The organism is Pseudomonadota bacterium (genome assembly GCA_039033415.1).
GTDB lineage: Bacteria > Pseudomonadota > Gammaproteobacteria > Xanthomonadales > SZUA-38 > JANQOZ01.
In genome coordinates this window covers 127,570-145,984 of sequence record JBCCCR010000014.1, presented here as the reverse complement: position 1 = coordinate 145,984, position 18,415 = coordinate 127,570, and the positions used below count along the sequence as shown (strand labels likewise).

13 protein-coding genes are annotated in these 18,415 nt (G+C 64.3%); 5 read left to right on the top strand and 8 right to left on the bottom strand.

Annotated features, from left to right (window positions below):
- Positions 1 to 235: 235 nt before the first annotated feature.
- Both lysM and AAF358_13335 read right to left on the bottom strand, forming a co-directional pair.
- Positions 236 to 745: a peptidoglycan-binding protein LysM gene (lysM, locus tag AAF358_13340; protein ID MEM7706539.1), complete on the bottom strand. Its 510-nt coding sequence runs from the start codon at positions 743 to 745 to the stop codon at positions 236 to 238.
- 172 nt (positions 746 to 917) lie between these two features.
- Entirely contained in the window at positions 918 to 1,541 is a 624-nt protein-coding gene (locus tag AAF358_13335) for a heme-binding protein (GenBank protein ID MEM7706538.1), read from the bottom strand.
- Between AAF358_13335 and AAF358_13330 the strand changes: the two genes are divergently transcribed.
- From AAF358_13330 to AAF358_13320, 3 genes are all read left to right on the top strand, one after another.
- Positions 1,520 to 2,569, top strand: coding sequence for an MBL fold metallo-hydrolase (locus AAF358_13330; GenBank protein MEM7706537.1), 1,050 nt, complete (start codon positions 1,520 to 1,522; stop codon positions 2,567 to 2,569). The genes AAF358_13335 and AAF358_13330 overlap by 22 nt on opposite strands.
- A gap of 27 nt (positions 2,570 to 2,596) precedes the next feature.
- Positions 2,597 to 4,489, top strand: a complete 1,893-nt coding sequence (gene mnmG / locus AAF358_13325; GenBank protein ID MEM7706536.1) for a tRNA uridine-5-carboxymethylaminomethyl(34) synthesis enzyme MnmG — start codon at positions 2,597 to 2,599, stop codon at positions 4,487 to 4,489.
- 127 nt (positions 4,490 to 4,616) lie between these two features.
- The gene (locus tag AAF358_13320; protein MEM7706535.1) at positions 4,617 to 7,286 is read left to right on the top strand and encodes a TonB-dependent receptor plug domain-containing protein; all 2,670 of its coding nucleotides are present in this window, start codon (positions 4,617 to 4,619) and stop codon (positions 7,284 to 7,286) included.
- An 8-nt stretch (positions 7,287 to 7,294) separates the two neighbouring features.
- Here the strand turns inward: AAF358_13320 and AAF358_13315 are convergent, their stop codons facing one another.
- Entirely contained in the window at positions 7,295 to 7,822 is a 528-nt protein-coding gene (locus AAF358_13315; protein MEM7706534.1) for a gamma carbonic anhydrase family protein, read from the bottom strand.
- 3 nt (positions 7,823 to 7,825) lie between these two features.
- Between AAF358_13315 and AAF358_13310 the strand changes: the two genes are divergently transcribed.
- Complete coding sequence (locus AAF358_13310) at positions 7,826 to 9,889, top strand: M3 family metallopeptidase (GenBank protein ID MEM7706533.1); 2,064 nt, start codon at positions 7,826 to 7,828, stop codon at positions 9,887 to 9,889.
- Complete coding sequence (gene xth / locus AAF358_13305; protein MEM7706532.1) at positions 9,886 to 10,653, top strand: exodeoxyribonuclease III; 768 nt, start codon at positions 9,886 to 9,888, stop codon at positions 10,651 to 10,653. The genes AAF358_13310 and xth overlap by 4 nt, the downstream gene beginning before the upstream one ends.
- Positions 10,654 to 10,676: 23 nt before the next feature.
- On the opposite strand, the gene AAF358_13300 is transcribed toward xth, so the two are convergent.
- The 5 genes from AAF358_13300 to AAF358_13280 all read right to left on the bottom strand — a co-directional run bounded on the left by AAF358_13300 (position 10,677) and on the right by AAF358_13280 (position 18,318).
- Positions 10,677 to 11,480 (bottom strand): hypothetical protein, encoded by an 804-nt coding sequence (locus AAF358_13300; GenBank protein MEM7706531.1) that lies wholly within the window; start codon positions 11,478 to 11,480, stop codon positions 10,677 to 10,679.
- 74 nt (positions 11,481 to 11,554) lie between these two features.
- Positions 11,555 to 12,148: a TIGR00730 family Rossman fold protein gene (locus tag AAF358_13295; GenBank protein MEM7706530.1), complete on the bottom strand. Its 594-nt coding sequence runs from the start codon at positions 12,146 to 12,148 to the stop codon at positions 11,555 to 11,557.
- A gap of 3 nt (positions 12,149 to 12,151) precedes the next feature.
- Positions 12,152 to 14,743 (bottom strand): serine/threonine-protein kinase, encoded by a 2,592-nt coding sequence (locus AAF358_13290; protein MEM7706529.1) that lies wholly within the window; start codon positions 14,741 to 14,743, stop codon positions 12,152 to 12,154.
- A gap of 117 nt (positions 14,744 to 14,860) precedes the next feature.
- Complete coding sequence (tesB, locus tag AAF358_13285) at positions 14,861 to 15,724, bottom strand: acyl-CoA thioesterase II (protein ID MEM7706528.1); 864 nt, start codon at positions 15,722 to 15,724, stop codon at positions 14,861 to 14,863.
- On the bottom strand, positions 15,721 to 18,318 hold the full coding sequence (locus AAF358_13280) for a M14 metallopeptidase family protein (GenBank protein MEM7706527.1): 2,598 nt from the start codon (positions 18,316 to 18,318) through the stop codon (positions 15,721 to 15,723). The genes tesB and AAF358_13280 overlap by 4 nt, the downstream gene beginning before the upstream one ends.
- Positions 18,319 to 18,415: the final 97 nt, after the last annotated feature.

Below are 18,415 nucleotides of genomic sequence, written 5' to 3'. Positions count from 1 at the left end.
GTTGATCTGGACGCCAACCATCCGATGGCCGGCATGACGCTAACCTTCGCTATCGACATTCAGGATGTGCGGGAGGCGACGGAGGAAGAGATTCAGCGCCGCCAGGCGCAGAACCCCGGCAATGCTGATCCCGCATCGGAGGCCGCGGCGCCGAGCGCCGAGAGTCAATAGGTTTTTCGGGGCTGGTGGCCGCAAGGCCAGCCGTCGTCGGCCGGCCTGCGGTACCTAAGGTGGCTTAGGACTCGGTCGGAATCCGCAGCACCTGTCCCGGATAAATCTTGTTGGGATCTTTGAGCATCGGGGTATTGGCCTCGAAGATCACCATGTACTTGCCGGCGCTGCCGTAGAGCTTTTGGGCGATGGCGCCGAGCGTGTCACCGGGCTGGACGGTATAGGTGTCGGCCTGCCAGTCTTGCGGGGTGGCATCAGCACCGGCCGTGGCGGGAGCCTCGGCGGTGGTCGTCACCCCCGCTGCGTTGGCGACAACCATCAGGTCTTCAACCGTCTCGATGCCGTTGACGTTGCCCAGGATCATCACCACCTGCTCTTTGGTGTCCTGATCCGGAACCTCACCCTCAATCTTGAGGTGCGACCCCTTGCGCTCGAAGTAGATGCCTTCCGGATTGATGTTGTGGTCGCGCAGGTGGGACGCAAACGGTTTGACCGGTGCATCCATCTTGGTTGGATCTTCGTCCGCGCCAAAAATTGCGGCGCCTGCGTCTTTTACAAAGCTGAATAGGCCCATGCTGATGTCCCCATCGATACAGTTGGTTGTGGTTGCACCAGCTTCGGCACCTCACCCGGATAAGGGCCAGCGGCTGGCAGCGCGGCGCTACTGTAGCACGCCGTGGGACGAGAGCCGGTCGGTGGATCGGGTCTAAGGACGCGCGACGCGGCGTCCAGGGCACATGCCGGAACTACCGGCTTCGAGCGGCGGTGGTTTGGCCATCTTCCGCGGCGGGCGCGACCTCGACCAGCACTTCGTTTCGCCGCAGGAAGCCGGGGGTGAGCGGACCGTTGTAGACCGCGGCCAGCGGCTGCCCGGCGGGCATGACACCGTCCCTGGCCAGGGCCTTCTCGAGGGCCTGCAGGTTCTTCAGAAAGTTTCTTTCGCCGGTGCTGCCGGAATAGCGACGGGCGGCTACAAGGCGGGGCGGGATCTCGCGGACCCTCACCCGGTTGTCGAGCGGGGTCGGCAGGTCCTCGCGGCGGTACTTCCGCTCCATGACAAACTGCCAGTGGTAAATCGGCTGGCCCTCCTGGGAGGCTTCCTCATCGAGCTGTGCGGTGACCGGGATGGTCATCGCCATTTTCTCCTGGCTCTGATTTTTGCCGAAAATGTAGCCGGCGAGCACCCGAAAGGCCTGGTTGCCGCCGCTGCGCTGACTGCCCGGCACGTCGGTTTCGGCGACCAGGTACGCTTCATATTGGCGAAGTTCATATCCCTCGCGCTGCGCTAGCACGCGATAATCGGGCTCTTCAGCGGCCATCAGCGGCGCGGCAGCAAGGATAAGGCAACATGCAGCGACAAGGTTTTTCATGGCGTGGCTCTAGTCCTGACAGCAACACCGCAGTCTTGCGTTTGCCGGGTGAAGCCCCCGTGCAGGGGTTGTGGGCAAAGCGCATGAGCTGGGTGCTGCTGCTGGCGTGGTTATTGCCTCTGAACGTGGCTGCGGAAACCCGCTGTGCCAGTCAGCCACTGGCACTGCAGATTTTGGGCTCCGGCGGGCCGGTCGCTGACGACAACCGGGCGTCCAGCGGTTACCTGCTGTGGCACGACGGCCGGTCGCGCCTGCTGGTGGACGCGGGGAGCGGTGTCTTCACGCGGTTTGGTGAGGCAGGCGCGAGCTTCGCCGCGTTGGATCTGCTTGCACTCAGCCACTTTCATACCGACCACGCGGCGTCTCTGCCGGCTTTGCTGAAAAGCGGCTACTTCTCCAAGCGGCGCCGCGCGCTCGCCATCGCGGGTCCTGGCGGTGCGGGGCCGTTTCCTTCGCTCGACCAATTTCTCCATCGACTGCTGGATCGAAGAGAAGGCGCCTTCGGCTATCTCGCGGGCTACCTGACCGGCAGCGATGGCCTGGTCAAGCTGAATCCGGTGACGGTAGGCCTCGCGGCCAGCGAGCCGACCATGGTTTACGACGCCGCCGGCCTGCGGGTAGAGGCGCTGCCGGTACCGCACGGGATCGTCCCGGCGCTCGCCTATCGGGTCACCGTTGCCGAGCGCACGCTGGTCTTCGGCTCCGATCAAAACGGCAGCAACGAGGCGTTCCTGGATTTAGCGAGGGGCGCCGACCTCCTCGTGCTGCATGCGGCGATCCCCGAGGGGGCTGGTCGGGCGGCGCGGTCGCTTCACGCGGTACCCTCCCGGCTGGCGGAGATCGTTCAGGAGGCGAAGCCATCGACGGTGGTGATCAGCCACTGGATGGCGCGGAGCCTGCGTCACAAGGACGCTATCGTCGCGTCGATTGCTGAGCGATACGCGGGAAATCTGGCCGTGGCGCAGGATCTGGACTGCTTTCCGTTGCCGGCGCAGGGCCAACGGGACGGCGATTCTGCTGTACCATAGCCGGTTCGTTGACGCGGACTCGAACCGATGCGCGCATCCTCAAAATATGACGTCATAGTCGTTGGCGGCGGACACGCCGGCACCGAGGCTGCGCTGGCCGCGGCGCGGGCGGGCGCCCGTACGCTGCTGCTGACCCACAGTATCGAGACCATCGGGCAGATGAGCTGCAACCCGGCCATCGGCGGTATCGGTAAAGGCCATCTGGCCCGCGAGATCGACGCGCTCGGCGGCGCCATGGCGCTGGCCACCGACCGAGCCGGCATTCAGTGGCGAACCCTCAACGCCTCCAAAGGGCCGGCCGTCCGGGCGGTACGCGCTCAGTGTGATCGGGTGCTCTATCGCGAGGCGGTGCGTGGCATGGTTGAGAGCCAGCCGGGGCTGGAGCTCTTCCAGCAGGGCGTTGAAGACCTGACCGTCAGCGGTGATCGAATCACCGGCGTCCGAACGCAGATGGGGCTTGAGTTTCAGGCTGACCGCGTGGTGCTGACGGTCGGCACGTTTCTCGGCGGCAAGATTCACGTGGGTGATGCCAACTACAGCGGTGGCCGGGCGGGAGATCCGCCCGCCAACACGCTGGCGGCGCGGCTGCGGGAACTCCCGTTTGAGGTTGGCCGCCTGAAGACCGGAACGCCACCGCGCATCGACGGCCGCAGCGTAAATTTTGCCGTGATGGAGCGCCAGCCGGGCGACACGCCGATGCCCGTGATGTCCTACCTGGGGAGCGTCGAGAATCACCCCGAGCAGGTCTGCTGCTACATCACTCACACCAATGAAGACACCCACGAACTGATCCGCAGCGGCCTGCACCGGTCGCCCATGTATAGCGGGCAGATCGAAGGCGCCGGCCCGCGCTACTGCCCTTCGATCGAAGACAAAGTGGTGCGCTTCGCCGATCGCAGTGGTCATCAGATTTTTGTTGAGCCGGAAGGACTGAATACGCCGGAGCTTTATCCCAACGGTATCTCCACCTCCCTGCCGTTCGACGTACAGGAGCAGATGGTTCGCAGTATTCGGGGCTTTGAGCAGGCGCATATCACCCGGCCGGGCTACGCCATCGAATACGACTTTTTTGACCCCCGCGGCCTGAAAGCGAGCCTCGAAACCCGATACATCGAAGGGCTGTATTTTGCCGGCCAGATCAACGGCACCACCGGCTATGAGGAGGCCGCCGCTCAGGGCCTGCTTGCAGGGCTAAACGCCGCCCGTGCGGTGGCCGGGAAAGAGCCCTGGTGTCCGCGGCGCGATGAAGCCTATCTGGGTGTACTGGTGGATGATCTGACCACCAACGGCACCCTGGAGCCTTACCGCATGTTTACCAGCCGCGCCGAGTACCGGCTGCAGCTCCGCGAGGACAATGCTGACCTCCGCCTCACCCCCACGGGTCGCGAGCTGGGCCTGGTGGACGACCAGCGCTGGGGCCACTTCGAGCGCAAGGCGCAGGCTATCGATGCCGAACAGGGTCGGCTGCGCGACATCTGGGTGTCGCCCCACAACGCGGTCGGCGAGGCGGCGGCCCGAGAGCTCGGTGAGCCGATCAGCAAAGAGGTCCGGGCGCTGGAGCTGCTCAAGCGGCCGGGCGTGACCTACGAGCGTCTGATGCAGGTTGAGGGTCTTGGCCCAGCGGTTGACGACGCTCAGGTAGCCCAGCAGGTGGAGATCCAGGTCCGTTACGAGGGTTACCTGAAGCGTCAGCGCGAGGAGATTGAGCGCCTCAAGGCCAACGAAGATCACCCGATCCCCGCAGATATCGACTACGCCAACGTCCGCGGGCTCTCAGCGGAAGTCACGGAAAAACTCAGCCGCAGCCGCCCCGAGACCATCGGTCGGGCAGGCCGCATCTCCGGCGTGACGCCGGCGGCCATTTCGCTGCTGCTGGTCCATCTGAAAAAAACCGGCGCGCCGAGGCGCAAAGCCGGCTGACGACCCGGTTCTTGGGCCAATCCAAGCGGCCCAGTAGGTCCATTCCCGAATCGACAAAAAGGGAAATTTGCCTCAAAATGCTACGGCATAGATCGTACGAATGCCCTTGTCGCGATGGAGGTGTGGTATGCGCAAACTTGGATTCTGCCTATGGCTGCTGCTGGTGGGTGCTGCCAATTCCCTCGCGCAGACGCCCGCCGGGGAAACGCCTTTCCAAACCGAGTCGGGAACGCTGGTCTACGACCGTGCCAGCATCGATCAGTCAGGCTGGCTGACGCTAGGCGACTTTCTCGCCAGCCTGCCGCAAACCGGCACTGGCCGCACCCGCGGCGCGAACGGCTTTACGCAAGGCGATCAGACCGTCACGCTCGGGCCGCTCGGCTCTAGCCGCACGCTGGTGCTGCTGAACGGCCGGCGGGTTGTCGAGGGCACCGGCGGCAGCGCGGATCTCAGCACGATCGCGCTGTCAGCGGTTGAACGGATCGAAATCTCGCTGGCCGGAGACGTCGCCCGAGCGGGCGCTGGCGCCGTTAGCGGAACCATCAATCTGATTACCCGGACGAGCCTGGAGGGGCTGCAGGTGGCGGCGCAGGCCGGCGAATTTGACGAAGGTGACGGTCGGTCGCTGCACCTGGATGTCGGCTACGGGCACAGCTTCGAGCGAGGATCCATCTACGTCAACGCGTCGCTGTTCGATACTGACCCGGTGGTCGGTGGTGCGAGAGCCATTTCCGTAGATCCCATTTTTGGCACCGGACTGGCCTTTGGCTCGACGGTCACCCCACAGGGGCGCTTCGCCTCGACAGAACTAGGCTCGTTTCGCCTGACCACCGACCCGGGCACGCTGGTCGATGATCCTTCGGACTTTCGCGAGGGGGATTTTTCACTGGGTACGGCGGGTGCCGGAGCTGATCGGTACAACAATGCAGCCGAGGAGTTTGTCCTGCACGAGCAGGATCGTGCCTCGCTGCTGGTAGGGTTCGACTGGTCGCTGACCGACAGCGTGCAGCTGGAGGTGGATGCGCTTTACAGCCAGCGCGACGCCACGCTGCAGTTTGCCCCGCCGCTGCTGCTTCTCGGCTTCTTCGGTTCGACCGCGCCGGACGTGGCCGCAGACAACGCGTTCAATCCGTTTGGCGTAAGGCTGGCGGGAAACCAGTTCGGCGCTGCCCGGCGCCTGGTTGAGGCCGGCAATCACCGATTCCTGCAGGAAGCCGAGGAATGGCGCGTGGGTGGTGGCTTAACCGGTTCCTTTGAACTGAGCGGCCGCCCAGCGGAGTGGCAGGTCCAGTGGCTACATAACCGGAGAGATTTTGACGCCAACCGGCCCCTGCAGTTTGACAACGAACGGCTGGCGCAGTCGCTTGCAGGCCAACCCTGCCGCGATGACGTCTTCGGCGACGGCTGCGTGGAGCTGAATCTGTTCGGTGGCCAGGGGCCTGACGGGCAGGGAACCATCACGCCGGCGATGATCAGCTACATCACCTTCGACGCGGTTGACCGCGAGCGCGTGACGCTCAATCAGGTTAAGGCCGACGTGTCGTTGCTGGGTCCGGAGCTTGCCGGTGGCGCCGCGGAGTTCGGGGCTGGCGTGGAGTGGCGCGATGAGAGTGCCCGCTTCGATCCCGGCCGAGAGAGCGTTGTATTCCCGCTGTCTTCGCCCGTTCGCGCAACCAGTTCGCTGGAGACTCGCGCGGTCAAGCTGTGGAGCCGGCTGCCCGTCACCGACATGCTCACGGGCGAGCTCGCGGCGCGGTATGCGGACGTAGACGAGCTGGAGTCGCTGTTTGCCGCCCGCGCCAGCCTGACGGCAACCCCCGTTACGGGTCTCCAGCTGACGGCCAGCTGGTCGCGAGACTACGATTTGCCGGCGCTGGGTGCGGTCCGCAGCCCAACTGGTCTGGCGCTGGTGTCCGTGGCCGACCCCTGTTCCGCGGGACAGGGCCCAAGCGGCTGCGACGAGCTTGCCGGCAATCGTCTAGCTGCCGGGGAAACCAATCGGCAGCTCGACGCTGAGCTGACGCGACAGTGGCAGCTCGCTGCGTCCTGGGACCCGCAACGGTGGGGCTTAGCTGGCTGGGTGTCGTACCGGGATCTATCCGTTGATCGCCTCGTCACGACCCTGGGTGGTCAGGAACTGGTCAACGCCTGTGCTGCGGCCGGTCAATTCTGCAACCTGGTTGGGCGGGACGCCGCTGGCGGTATTCAGGTGCCGCTCTCGGCGTTCGTCAATTCCGGAGAGCTCGACCTCCGAAGCGTCGACGTGGGTGCCACCTGGGCCAGCGAGTCCGGCGCCTGGCTCGTCGACTGGCAGGCGCAGTACCTGTCAGATTTTGATCGCGTCAGCACCGCGTACGCAAACGGTGCGCCGGGAGAGCTCCCGGTACCGGCTGTCAGCACGCAGAGCGTGCTGGGTGTGGTCGACGGCGGGCGCGTGATTTCGCGCTGGCGCAGCAATCTGGATGCTCGCTGGCGCTCAGGTCCCTGGCAAGCCACGTGGGGCGTCCGCTATATCCACGGCGTCGACGAGGGCTGCACGGTGAACGAATTTGGACTTTGCAACCTGGATCTGTCGGGTGACGGTGAGCTGGACGGCCGCCGGCTCGGCTCAACGACCTACCACGACGTTCAGCTCGCCTATGATCTGTCGCGGTACGCGATGCTGGTGACGGTCGGCGTACAGAATCTGCTGGACAAAGGTCCGCCGCTGTCGAGCCAGGCGAGCGGCAACTACTACACCAACGAGTACCGGACGCCGGGCCGCTTCCCCTACGTGCGTCTCTCCGTTGCGTTCTGACGAACCGATCAGAGCGTATAGTAGTTTTTGATTTTGACGTAGTGGTTGGCAGAGTAGTGCTGCTGCTCAACCTCTTTGTCGGTCAGGGCGCGCACTTCGCGGGCGGGGTTGCCACGCCACAGCGTGCGCGGCGGGATGACTTTGCCGGGGGGCACCACCGAACCGCCCGCGATCAGCGATTCCTCGCCGACCACCACGTTGTCCATCACGAGCGCCGCCATGCCGATCAGGCAGTGGTTGCCGATCGTGCAGGCATGCAGGGTGACCCGGTGGCCAACGGTCACGCCATCACCGATAATCAGCCCCCGGCCGCCATCCGAGTACGGCCCGTCGTGGGTGACGTGGAGCACGCTGCCGTCCTGGATATTGGTGCGGTGGCCGATCACAATCCGCTCGACGTCACCGCGGGCAACCGCGGTGGGCCAGAACGAGCTGTCTTCACCCACCACCACGTCGCCGATGACCACCGCCGTCTCGTCGATATAGGCCGTGGGATGGATTTGTGGTGACGTGTTTCGATAAGGACGAATAGGCATTTCATGAGTGTAACAACGCCCGAGATGAGCGAAAACCAGCCGCCGAACGACAATCCCCTTACCGGCAACACGCCGCTGCCCCGCTTTGACGCGATCGAGCCGGGTCACGCGGTGCCGGCCCTTCGAACCCTCGTGAACGACGCCGGCACCGCCCTGGAGAAAATCTACAGCGGGCCGGTGAGCTGGGACGAGCTGGCGCTGGCCGAGGAGCGGGTCCTGTGCGCGATCTCAAACGCCTGGGCTCCGGTATCCCATCTCCACAGCGTGGCCGACAGCGAGGCGTGGCGGGAGGCCTATGGGGAAGCGGTCATGCTGCTCACCGATTTTCACACGGCCCTGGATCAGAACCCCGCGCGCGCCAAGGCCTGGCAGGCGCTGGCCGACAGCGAAGCGTTTTCGTCCCTAAGCGCCCCGCAGCAGCAGGTGATTAACCACACGCTGCGCGACTTTCGCTTGTCGGGTGCCTATCTCGAGGACGCGTCACAGAAACGCTTCGCCGACATACGGCGCCGGCTGACCGAACTGGGGACCGCTTTTCAGCAAAACGTCCAGGACGCCACCGACGGTTGGAGCCAGCACCTCACCGACGCCGCGGCGCTGGCCGGCCTGCCGGATAACGAGCTGAAGCAGGCTGCGGCCCGGGCGGGCGAGAAGGGTGGCTACACGATCAACCTGGAATATCCCAGCTACCACGCGGTCATGACCTACGCGGATGACGTTGAGCTTCGGGAAACGGTCTATCGAGCCTACGCAACGCGCGCGTCCGATCAGGGGCCACACGCCGGCCAGTGGGACAATTCTCCGCTGATCCTGGAGATGCTGACGTTGCGCCGCGAGCTGGCCCAGCTGCTCGCGTTCGACAGCTACGGCGATTATTCGCTGGAAACCAAGATGGCCCCGACCGTGGACGCCACCCTGGCCTTTCTGCGCTCGCTGGCGGAAAAGGCGCTGCCACACGCACGGCGCGATATGCGTGAGCTCAACGAATTTGCCGGGAGCCAGGGGGCTGCCACTCCTCTGAAGGCATGGGACCTGGCTTACTGGTCCGAGAAGCTCCGCGAGCAACGCTTCGCTGTCAGCGACGAGGAGCTGCGGCCCTACCTGAGTCTGGACAGCTGCCTCAGCGGCATGCTCGAAGTCACCAACCGTCTGTTTGGGGTCGAGTTTCGGATAAGCTCGGACGCACCGGTTTGGCATCCCGACGTGCGCTACTACGACGTGGTGGACGCAGAAGGCAAGAAGCTGGCCGGATTCTATATCGACGTCTATGCGCGCAAGGGTAAGCGTGGCGGCGCGTGGATGGGCAGCTGCCGCGATCGGTACCAGTGGCCGAGCCACAGCCAGCTGCCGGTCGCGTTTCTCAACTGCAACTTTCCGGCGCCGACCGCCGAGCAGCCGTCGCTGCTTAACCATCGGGACCTGACCACGTTGTTTCATGAGTTCGGTCATTCCCTCCATCACATGCTGACCCGCATTCCCTACCCGGCGGTCGGCGGCATCAGCGGCGTTGAGTGGGATGCCGTTGAGCAGCCGAGCCAGTTTCTGGAGAACTGGTGTTGGGAACGCGAAGCGCTGGACAACTTTGCGCGCCACGTGGACACCAGTGAACCGATGCCGTCTGACCTGCTGGAGAAGCTGCTGGCCGCCCGCCGGTTTCAATCCGGAATGTTTCTGGTGCGCCAGCTAGAATTTGCGCTCACCGATCTGCGGCTGCACCAGGAATTCGACCCGGATGACCACGGCCTGGTGGCGCGCATTGTCTCCGAGGTGCGTGCGGAGGTTGCGGTGGTTCCCTATCCCCGAGGCAACCGTTTTCTGAACAGCTTCGGACATCTGTTTTCCGGCGGCTATGCGGCCGGTTACTACAGCTACCTCTGGGCCGAGCAGCTGGCCGCAGACGCCTTCGGCCGCTTTCAGGAGGAGGGCATTTTCAATGCGCAGACCGGGGACGCATTCCGCCGGGAGGTGCTGGAAACCGGCGGTTCTCGGGCCGCCATGGAATCCTTTGTGGCGTTCCGCGGGCGGGAGCCCAGCATCGAGCCGCTGCTGGCGAGCTACGGGCTATGAAGATCGCCAGCTGGAACGTGAACTCGCTGAAGGTCCGCCTGCCTCACGTGCTCGATTGGCTGGCTGCCGAGCAGCCCGACGTCCTGGGGCTGCAGGAAACCAAGCTGACCGACGACAACTTTCCCGAGGCGGCGATCAACGAGGCGGGCTACCAGGTGGTCTACTCGGGGCAGAAAACGTACAACGGCGTGGCGCTGATCGCCCGGGAGCAGCCCGAAGATAAGGTCACCGATATCGCTGGCCTGGATGATCCTCAGCGACGCATCATCGCGGCGACGGTGGGTGAGCTGCGGGTGGTTAACCTCTACGTGGTCAACGGCAAGGAAGTCGGCAGCGACAAGTACGACTACAAGCTCAGCTGGCTGGACAAGGTGACTGAATTCCTCGAACAGGAGCTCGCCGAAAATCCGCTGACCGTGGTGCTGGGAGATTTCAATATCGCGCCGGACGACCGGGACGTGCACGACCCGAAGCGATGGCATGAAAAAATCCTGTGCTCCACCAAAGAACGGGAAGCACTTTTTGCGATCTACGATCTGGGGTTCACCGACACCTTCCGTCTCCATCACGAAGACGGGGGCCTGTTTTCCTGGTGGGACTACCGGATGGGCGGCTTCGACCGCGGGCTGGGGCTACGAATCGATCTGGTGCTGGCCAGCCCCGAGCTGACGGAGATGTGCAGCGCCGCTTATATCGACACCGGGCCGCGGCAGCTGGAGCGCCCGTCTGACCATACGCCGGTTGTCGCTGAATTTGACGCCTGAGAAACCGCCGACTGGATGCTGCGCTACCGGATCAGCCCGCCGATGTTGCGAAGCGCTTTGGCGAACGCCCACAGAAACAGCAGCGGTAGCACCATGGTCTGGAGCATAAACACGGCCGCCAGCTTCAGAAACTGCTCGCTGGCCCCCGCCAGCTTCTCCTTGTAGAGCGCCATCTTTTGCCGGACGTTGAGCGCGTCCGTGGTCTCACCGAACCAGTCGCCCAGCGACTCGAGCAATCCGCGATCTTCGGCGACCTCGCGCTCCGGCTCTGCAAGCGTTTCGAGCTCGGTAGTCGTCCGCTCGATTTCGGTTGTGGCGCTGACATAATCGTCGGCCATGAACAGGCTGTAGATCCCCTCGTTCAGCAGTACCATCGCGGGCATGGCGAAGCGCAGAAACAGCGCCAGCAGGAAAAATCGGAGTGCAAACCGGCCCAGGCGCCGCCGTCTGGGCCATAGCTGCAGCAGGCCCCAGGCAGCCGCGCCCAGGGTCACGATCAGCGCAATTCCCCACCAGGCGCTGATGTCCATGAGGATTTTCTGGCTGCCGAGCGACGTGCTGCTGGCCAGCATGACCCAGGAAAAGCGTTCGATCAGATCGTTGACCGGATCGATCAGCTCCCCCGGTGCCAGCGTGACACCAACTCCCGCTGGCTGCAGCGACACCTCGGTGCCCTGAATCACCGAAATCACGCCGTTGAGCGCGCGTGCCAGGCCGAAGGTCACCAGCGCTCGGGCAAACGCCTGCTCATAGTAGCCTTCAGCTTTTTGATCGAGCCATGGCGACCACGCAGCGGCCGTAAGCGCCGCCGCCAATAGTAGTTTCATCGCGAATGCCGTTCCGCCGCCGCGGCGATTTTCTCCGCTGACGGCGGGGGCGGCTTCCGGCTCGAGCTGTGTCATCAGCGGGGAAACTTATCCAGCGGTCGGCTCCAGGCGGGAGCACTGACGATCGCCCCCATCACGTGGTCGGGCTCGCCGATCACTTGCCACATATCCTGGTGTTTAGGCGTCATAAAGCCCTGATCCACACACTGGTGGAGCAGGTCCAGTAGCGGCGCAAAATAGTTCAGCGTGTTGAGCAGCACAATGGGCCCCATAAACAGGCCGAGCTGCTTAAAGGTGATCGCTTCGAACAGCTCCTCAAAGGTGCCGCAGCCCCCGGGCATGGCGACCACGGCATCCGCATTCACCAGCATGCGGTGCTTTCGCTCATGCATATCTTCCACCAGCTGGAGCTCCGACAGGCCGTCGTGTCCCCACTCGAGATCATGCATGAAGCGGGGCAGGATGCCCGTGACCCGGCCGCCGGCCTCGAGCGCGCCGTCCGCCAGGTGCCCCATGGATCCGCGAGCACCGCCGCCGTAGATCAGCTCAACATTCTCTTCCGCCAGGTGCTGACCGAGGCGGCTGGCGGCATGGTGGTAGGCAGGCTCTATCTGATCGCTGGAGGAGCAGTAAACGCAAACGCGCTCAATATCGTTGGTGAATGACAAGGTTCAATCCAGTTCCTCGAGAAGTCTGGACTGGATTGTAGCGCCTGACGACAGCCCTGAGTGGGCCTGCAGCAGGCTCAGCGTCAGGTTCCGCCGGGCAGCCGGGAGACAGGACTCCAGCAACCGCAGAGGTAAGGGGTGCCATTCGTAGCCTCTCAGCATCGACATCTCGCACCGGGTCTGGTGGCTGAAGCGCTCGCGGGCGGGTGTGGTCGGTAGCCGCTGGCTCGTGAGCAGGGCTTTTTGATAGCTGGCGCGCGCACCGTTCGGGTTGTGGGCGTTAAGCTGCAGCCGCCCCAGCGCCTGCTCGTAGTAGGGCAGGTCTAAATCCAACACCTCGGCATGACGGCGATGCTGCTCCAGCTGGTCCCCGAGCAGTGCAGCGGCTTCGGTGTAGTGACCGTCAAACGCCAGCAGCTGCGCGAGGTTGAGCGTCCGTTCCACGAGCACAAAATCACCGTCGCGTACCCGGGCTCGGCTGATATCGAAGGCCTTGAGATAAAGCCGGGTGGCCACCTGTCGCTGGCCGAGCCGCTCGTTGGCCGTGCCCATACCGCTGAGCATCCCGGCCACCTCCTCGGAGCGCTGGCCGAAGCTGGCGCCCGCCCGGGCGAGACCGCGGTTGTAGACGATCAATGCTCGCGCATAGTCGCCGCGCCGGATGGCGCGGCGCGCCTGTGCCCGGATCATCTGAATCCAAAATGGGGCGGTTTCCAGCACCGACGGCGCGCTTCGGTGCGCCTGCTCCAGCATCGCTTCTGCCTGGTCTTCCTGACCGTTGGCAAGCAGCATCTCGCTGTATTCCAGGCTGATATAGGCGCGGGTAACCGCTGGGTCCGCGCCATAGCCGGCGGCCTGGGCCAGGGCACGCTCGTAGGCGAGGCCGGCCGCTGAGGCCTCGCCCTGGCGGGCCAGGAGTCTCGCGGCATAAATCTCGAGGTCCACCGAGGCGGCGAGGACGGTCCGTTCGTCGTTGATACGGGCCAGCGCCTCTTGAGCACGGACGATGCTGCCGCCGGCGTCACGCCACCGCCCCGTTTCGGTGCCGATGTGGGCAAGCAGCCGATGAACTTCAAAATGTTGACGTGGCGCCAGGTCCGCGCGGCGGCTCAAGGCGTCAACCTGGTCCAGCTGCGACAACGCTTCGTCATACATCGACAAACGGGCCATGACGCTCGCCACCGCCAGGCGAAGCCGTGCGAGATCGGGCGGGGCGGTTTGGTGGTCGCGTTCCAGGCGTTCCGCCGCTTTTAGCAGGAGGTCGCGGGTCGACAGGCTCGCATGCCCTCGGGTGGGGTCGGCTTCGGTGAACGACTCAATCAGCAGATTGGTGATGTGCTCGGCACGCCGGTTTTCTGCGCTGGTCCGGGCCATCTGCTCGCGCAGCTCCTGAGCGTGGTGTGCCGAGAGCGCGCTGATGCCAAGGAGCAGCGCCACCAGCAGCGCCGCCATCGCTGAACCCACCGGATTGCGCCGAAGAAATTTGGCCGCTCGGTAGCCGCGCGAACGACCACGGGCCCGGACTGGCTGCCCCTCGAGAAAGTTTTCAAGGTCGGCGACCAGATCACCGACGCTCTGATAACGCTCATCCGGGTCAACGCACAGGGCTTTGAGCGTGATCCGGTCCAGGTCCAGGCGCTGGAGCCGACTGCTCACCTTGGCGAGGAGGCTGGCGGGCACTGCGGTTCGACTGGGCGCCGGCAGCGGTTGACCTTGGGTGATATCCCGCAGGCGTTTTGCCTGAGAGACCACCTTTAGCGGATTGACGCCGCTGAGCAGCTCGTACAGCAGGACGCCGAGCAGATAGACGTCCGTACGGGTGGAGATCGTTTCGCCCAGCACCTGTTCCGGACTCGAATACTCTGGGGTCATCGGCCGGAGCCGCGAAAGCGTGGAAACGTTGGCCAAACCGCTGCTCTGAGCCATGAGTTTGGCGATTCCAAAATCCAGCAGTTTCAGCGTACCGTCCGATGCCACCAGCACGTTTGAGGGTTTGATGTCACGGTGCACCACCAGCGTGGCGTGGGCGTACGCCACGGCCTGGCACAGCGAACGAAACAGGTTGAGCGTCGGCCTCAGCGCCTTACCCCGACAAAAGCGGGTGATCGGGTCCCCGCGGATGTATTCCAGCACCACGTAGGGTCGCCCGTCCGCGAGCTCGCCGCCATCGATCAGCCGGGCAATGTTGGGGTGACTGAGCTTTTCCAGCAGCTGTCTTTCCAGCACAAAGCGCCGACGATCCAGCCCGGGCTTCAGTACCTTGAGCGCCGCCAGCTCGGGCTGCCCTGGCGTTTGGCGGCGGCCGCGGAAAACGCCGCCCATGCCGCCTTCACCGATCTGCTTTTCAATCTGATAGGCACCCACCCGTTGCCCGATCAGCTGTTCGTCCACGATTTCCGTGCCCAGCTCTGCCGGCGTGTCGAAGTCCTCCAGTTCCAGCTGGTGGTCAGCGTTCAGCAGTCGCGCAACGCAGTCCGCCAGCGCGGCGTCATCGCCACAAAGCTCGGCTACGCGACGGGTGCGATGGTCAGCCTCCAGACGGCTGACCTGGTCAAAGATTCGATTGGCCTTAACCCAAATGGCGGTAGCTGGCATGCCGAAAACCCCGCTGGCGATATGGTTATACGCGCAACGGTGCGGCAGATTCGATCAGGGTGATCGCATCACGATCCAGATCGGCTGTCCGGCTGGTGGTGGCGGGGCTAGCGTGGGCTAGCGAAGCCGGATAAGCCCTTCCTGAGCGGTTGAGGCCACCAGCTCGCCGCGCAGATTGAAAATCTGACCGCGGGCAAAGCCGCGGGTGTCGACGCTGATCGGACTGTCGAAGCAGTAGAGCAGCCAATCGTCGATCGTCACCGGGCGATGAAACCACATAGCGTGGTCGAGGCTGGCCATCTGTATCTTGTCTGAGAAAAGGTTTTTTCCGTGGGGCAGGCCGGCCGTGGTCAGCAGTCCGTAATCCGAAGCGTAGGCCAGCATGGCCCGATGCAGCTGCGGATCGTCCGGCAGGCTGCCATCGGAGCGGAACCACAGCTGACGCCGCGGCTCTGCCGCTTCGCCATCATATCGCTGCGGCGTGACCCAGCGAAATTCGAACGGCCGCTGCTCAAACATAAAGCGCCGCATTTTCTCCGGTAGGAACTGGAGATCCTGAGACGAACCGATGGTCTCTGTTTCGAGCGACTCGGGCGGCGGCACTGACGGCATGGCTGCCTGGTGCTCAAGACCAGCCTGCGGTACCTGGAAGGAGGCCGCCAGGTTGAAGATCGGCCGACCGTGTTGTATCGCTACCACCCGGCGGTTGGAAAAGCTGCGCCCGTCTCGCTGGCGGTCCACCTCGTAGATGATCGGCGCCTGCATATCGCCTCGCCGCAGAAAATAGCTGTGCAGCGAGTGGACGCAGCGATCCTCCACCGTGTAGCTCGCGGCGGACAGCGCCTGGCCCAGCACCTGCCCGCCAAAAACCTGTTTGCTCCCGATGTCTCGGCTCTGGCCGCGAAACAGGTTGTCTTCCAGTCGCTCCAGCCGCAGCAGGCTGATCAGGTCGTCAAGGACCGGGTGTCGCCGCTCGCTCAATGCCGGGTCTCCGTGTCCGCCAGCGGCGTTGCTTTGATCAGCTGCGAGAAAAACAGCGCGTTGAGGTAGAGCCGGTTGCCGCCGAGCCAGAAGCCTCGGAAGTTCGGGTTGTCGGCCAGCCTGATCACCTTGCCCGCACCGACCGCGGTGGCGACCACCGCGGCGCTGCCCGCCATCTGGCGAGTTCGCTCCGGCCCGAGAAACCCGCTGAGCAGCGGCTGTTCGCTATAGCGATAAGGCGTCTGATAGGGGTTGTCGTCGACCTTCAGAAAAACTGTGCCCCGGCGCAGCAGCGGCAGATGGGGACGCTGCAGCCCGTAGGCGAGCGGATGCGTCAGATCGACGTCCGTGTTCACCACGGTTCCGCCGATCACGCTGTCGGCGAACCGTCGGCTGTAGTCACCGTACGCCTGTAGCGCGGGTGGTTCCGTCTCGTCGCCTTTCGACGATTCCTCGGCCGGAGCAGCCGCTAGCTCCTCGCCGTTTTCGGGTGCCAGGTGGAGGCGGTTTTTGGTGGCCCATGCGGCGGCCCGCTGACTGGCGATCAGCACACCGCCGCCCTGTACCCATTGGCTTATCCGTTGGATGAGGGTTTCGTCCAGTCGAGCATAATCGCCGTCGACCAACAGGAGGTGGGTGTACCGGTGCAGCGCCAGCTCGCGAAGCTGGTGGGTTTCCACCATCACCGGCGGCAGGCCGACCCGGGTATCCAGCAGGTGCCAGGCGTCACCGGCGGACTGTGGGTCAACGCCGCGACCGACCAGCAGCAGCGGTCGCACCGGATCCAGCGGCAGCAGGCTCGGCGATCCGAGGTCTGGCCCGCTCGGTGTTAGGCCGGTGGTCAGCGGCACCACCTCGACGCCAGGCTTGAGCAGCGGCTCCAGCGCCTGGTCCGCAGGGGGGTAGACCACGAGCGTGCCGCGGTCGAAGCGGCGCTCACCGCCGACGACCAGAGCGTTGAACTCGCGGGTTGCCGCCACCACGGGAACTTCGGCCTTCAGCAGGGCGTTCAGGGTGGCCGGTGCGCCCTGCTGGTGCCAGGGGATCGCGTAGGCCACGGAGACAGGCAGCTCCGATACGCCGTCCATCACCGGCGGCTCAAAGGGCTCACCCTGAAGCTTGCCGATACGCTTCACCGGCGCCCAGGGCAGGTCATAGGCCAGCGGCAGGTGCCACGCGGAAACGTCGTAAAAGGTGTTGTCCGCAAACTCCGTCCGTTTTTCGAACAGGCTCTTGAGGAGGCGGTACTTGGGCTGCTGGACCGGCACGAGCCAGGCCCGGCCCGGTTCAAACGACTGGCCATCGATCTCAATCGGGGTCGCCAGCTCGTAGACGCGGATCTGGTGTCGCAGCAGCGTACCGAGAAGCCCCAGAGCCCGCTGCGGATCTCGGTCGTCGCCCACCACGTAAGCGGCATGGGGATCGGTTCGCGCGAGCTCGAGCGTGACGTCGTCGAAGCCGCGCTGATAGGTCTTCAGCTCATCCGCCAGGGCCACCGAGCCGCGCAGTGTCGACATCGAGGTGGTGAACTGATTGCGGATCGCGGTGCGAAAGGACAGCTCGCCGCGCCGGGTTGCCATCAGGTGGCCGCGGGCACTGGCCTGCTCGAACAGGATGCCGATTGTGCCTTGCGCATCGGGATAGGTGGAGCCTTTGCCGTAGTAGAAATCGTCGAACCCCTCCTCCGAGTAGTAGCCCTGGCCCAGGGCATCCAGCGCGCGGGCATGGAAGCGGGCCAGCCCCGCGGTCAGATCGACGTTGCGTTGCGGTGTCAGTGGATGCCGGCGGCTGAGGACGCCAGGCTGAAAGAAATACGTCTGGTCGCTGCCCATTTCGTGGAAGTCGGTGACCACGTGGGGCCGCCAGCGCTGCTGAAACGCCACGCGCGCCCGCGACTCGGGATGGACCAGCGGCAGCCAGTCTCGATTGAGATCGAACCAGTAATGGTTGAAGCGGCCGCCCGGCCAGGCTTCCTGGTGTTCGCGATTGCTCCGCTCAGGTACAGCCATGGAGGTGCTCCGGTGGCTGTTGACCCAGCTGGCAAACCGACCGAGCCCATCGGGATTGAGCACCGGGTCGATAAAAACCACCGTATTCTGAAGCGCATCGGTGATTTCCGGGCTTTGGCTGGCCAGCAGCAGGTAAGCGAACAGCATGGCGGCATTGGATCCGCTCGCCTCATTGCCGTGGATGCTGTAGCCGAACCAAAGCACCAGTGGCGCATCTTCCTCGCCGGCGAGATGACGCTGGCGGAGCGTTTCAAGCTGCGTCAGGTTTTTCGGGTCCGAAATGGCCAGCGTCATCTGCGGGCGCCGCTCGTGGGTGCGGCCGATCTCCTCCAGCGTGGCTTTCGGTGAGGCGTCGGCCAATGCCTGCATCACCGTCATCAGCTGATCGGGATGGACGTGCCAGTCTCCCACCTGGTAGCCAAGCAGTGAGGCGGGCGTTGGGATGGATGAGTCAAGCGAGTGATCAGCGGGCAGAATCGGGTCGCGGGTCTGGGCATCTGAATGCCCTGGCGACAGTGTCAGTGCCGCGGCTAACACCGCCCCAATGATGCCGCTAAAACTCAACCGCAGGCCGGCTGCACTCATGGCCCTGTCCCCTGTCGAAAAAGAAGCGGCAATTCTAACTGAACCGCCCGGCTCGCGGGGGCTTGCCCGATTTAGGGTAGTGCCGTTGGTCAGAGTG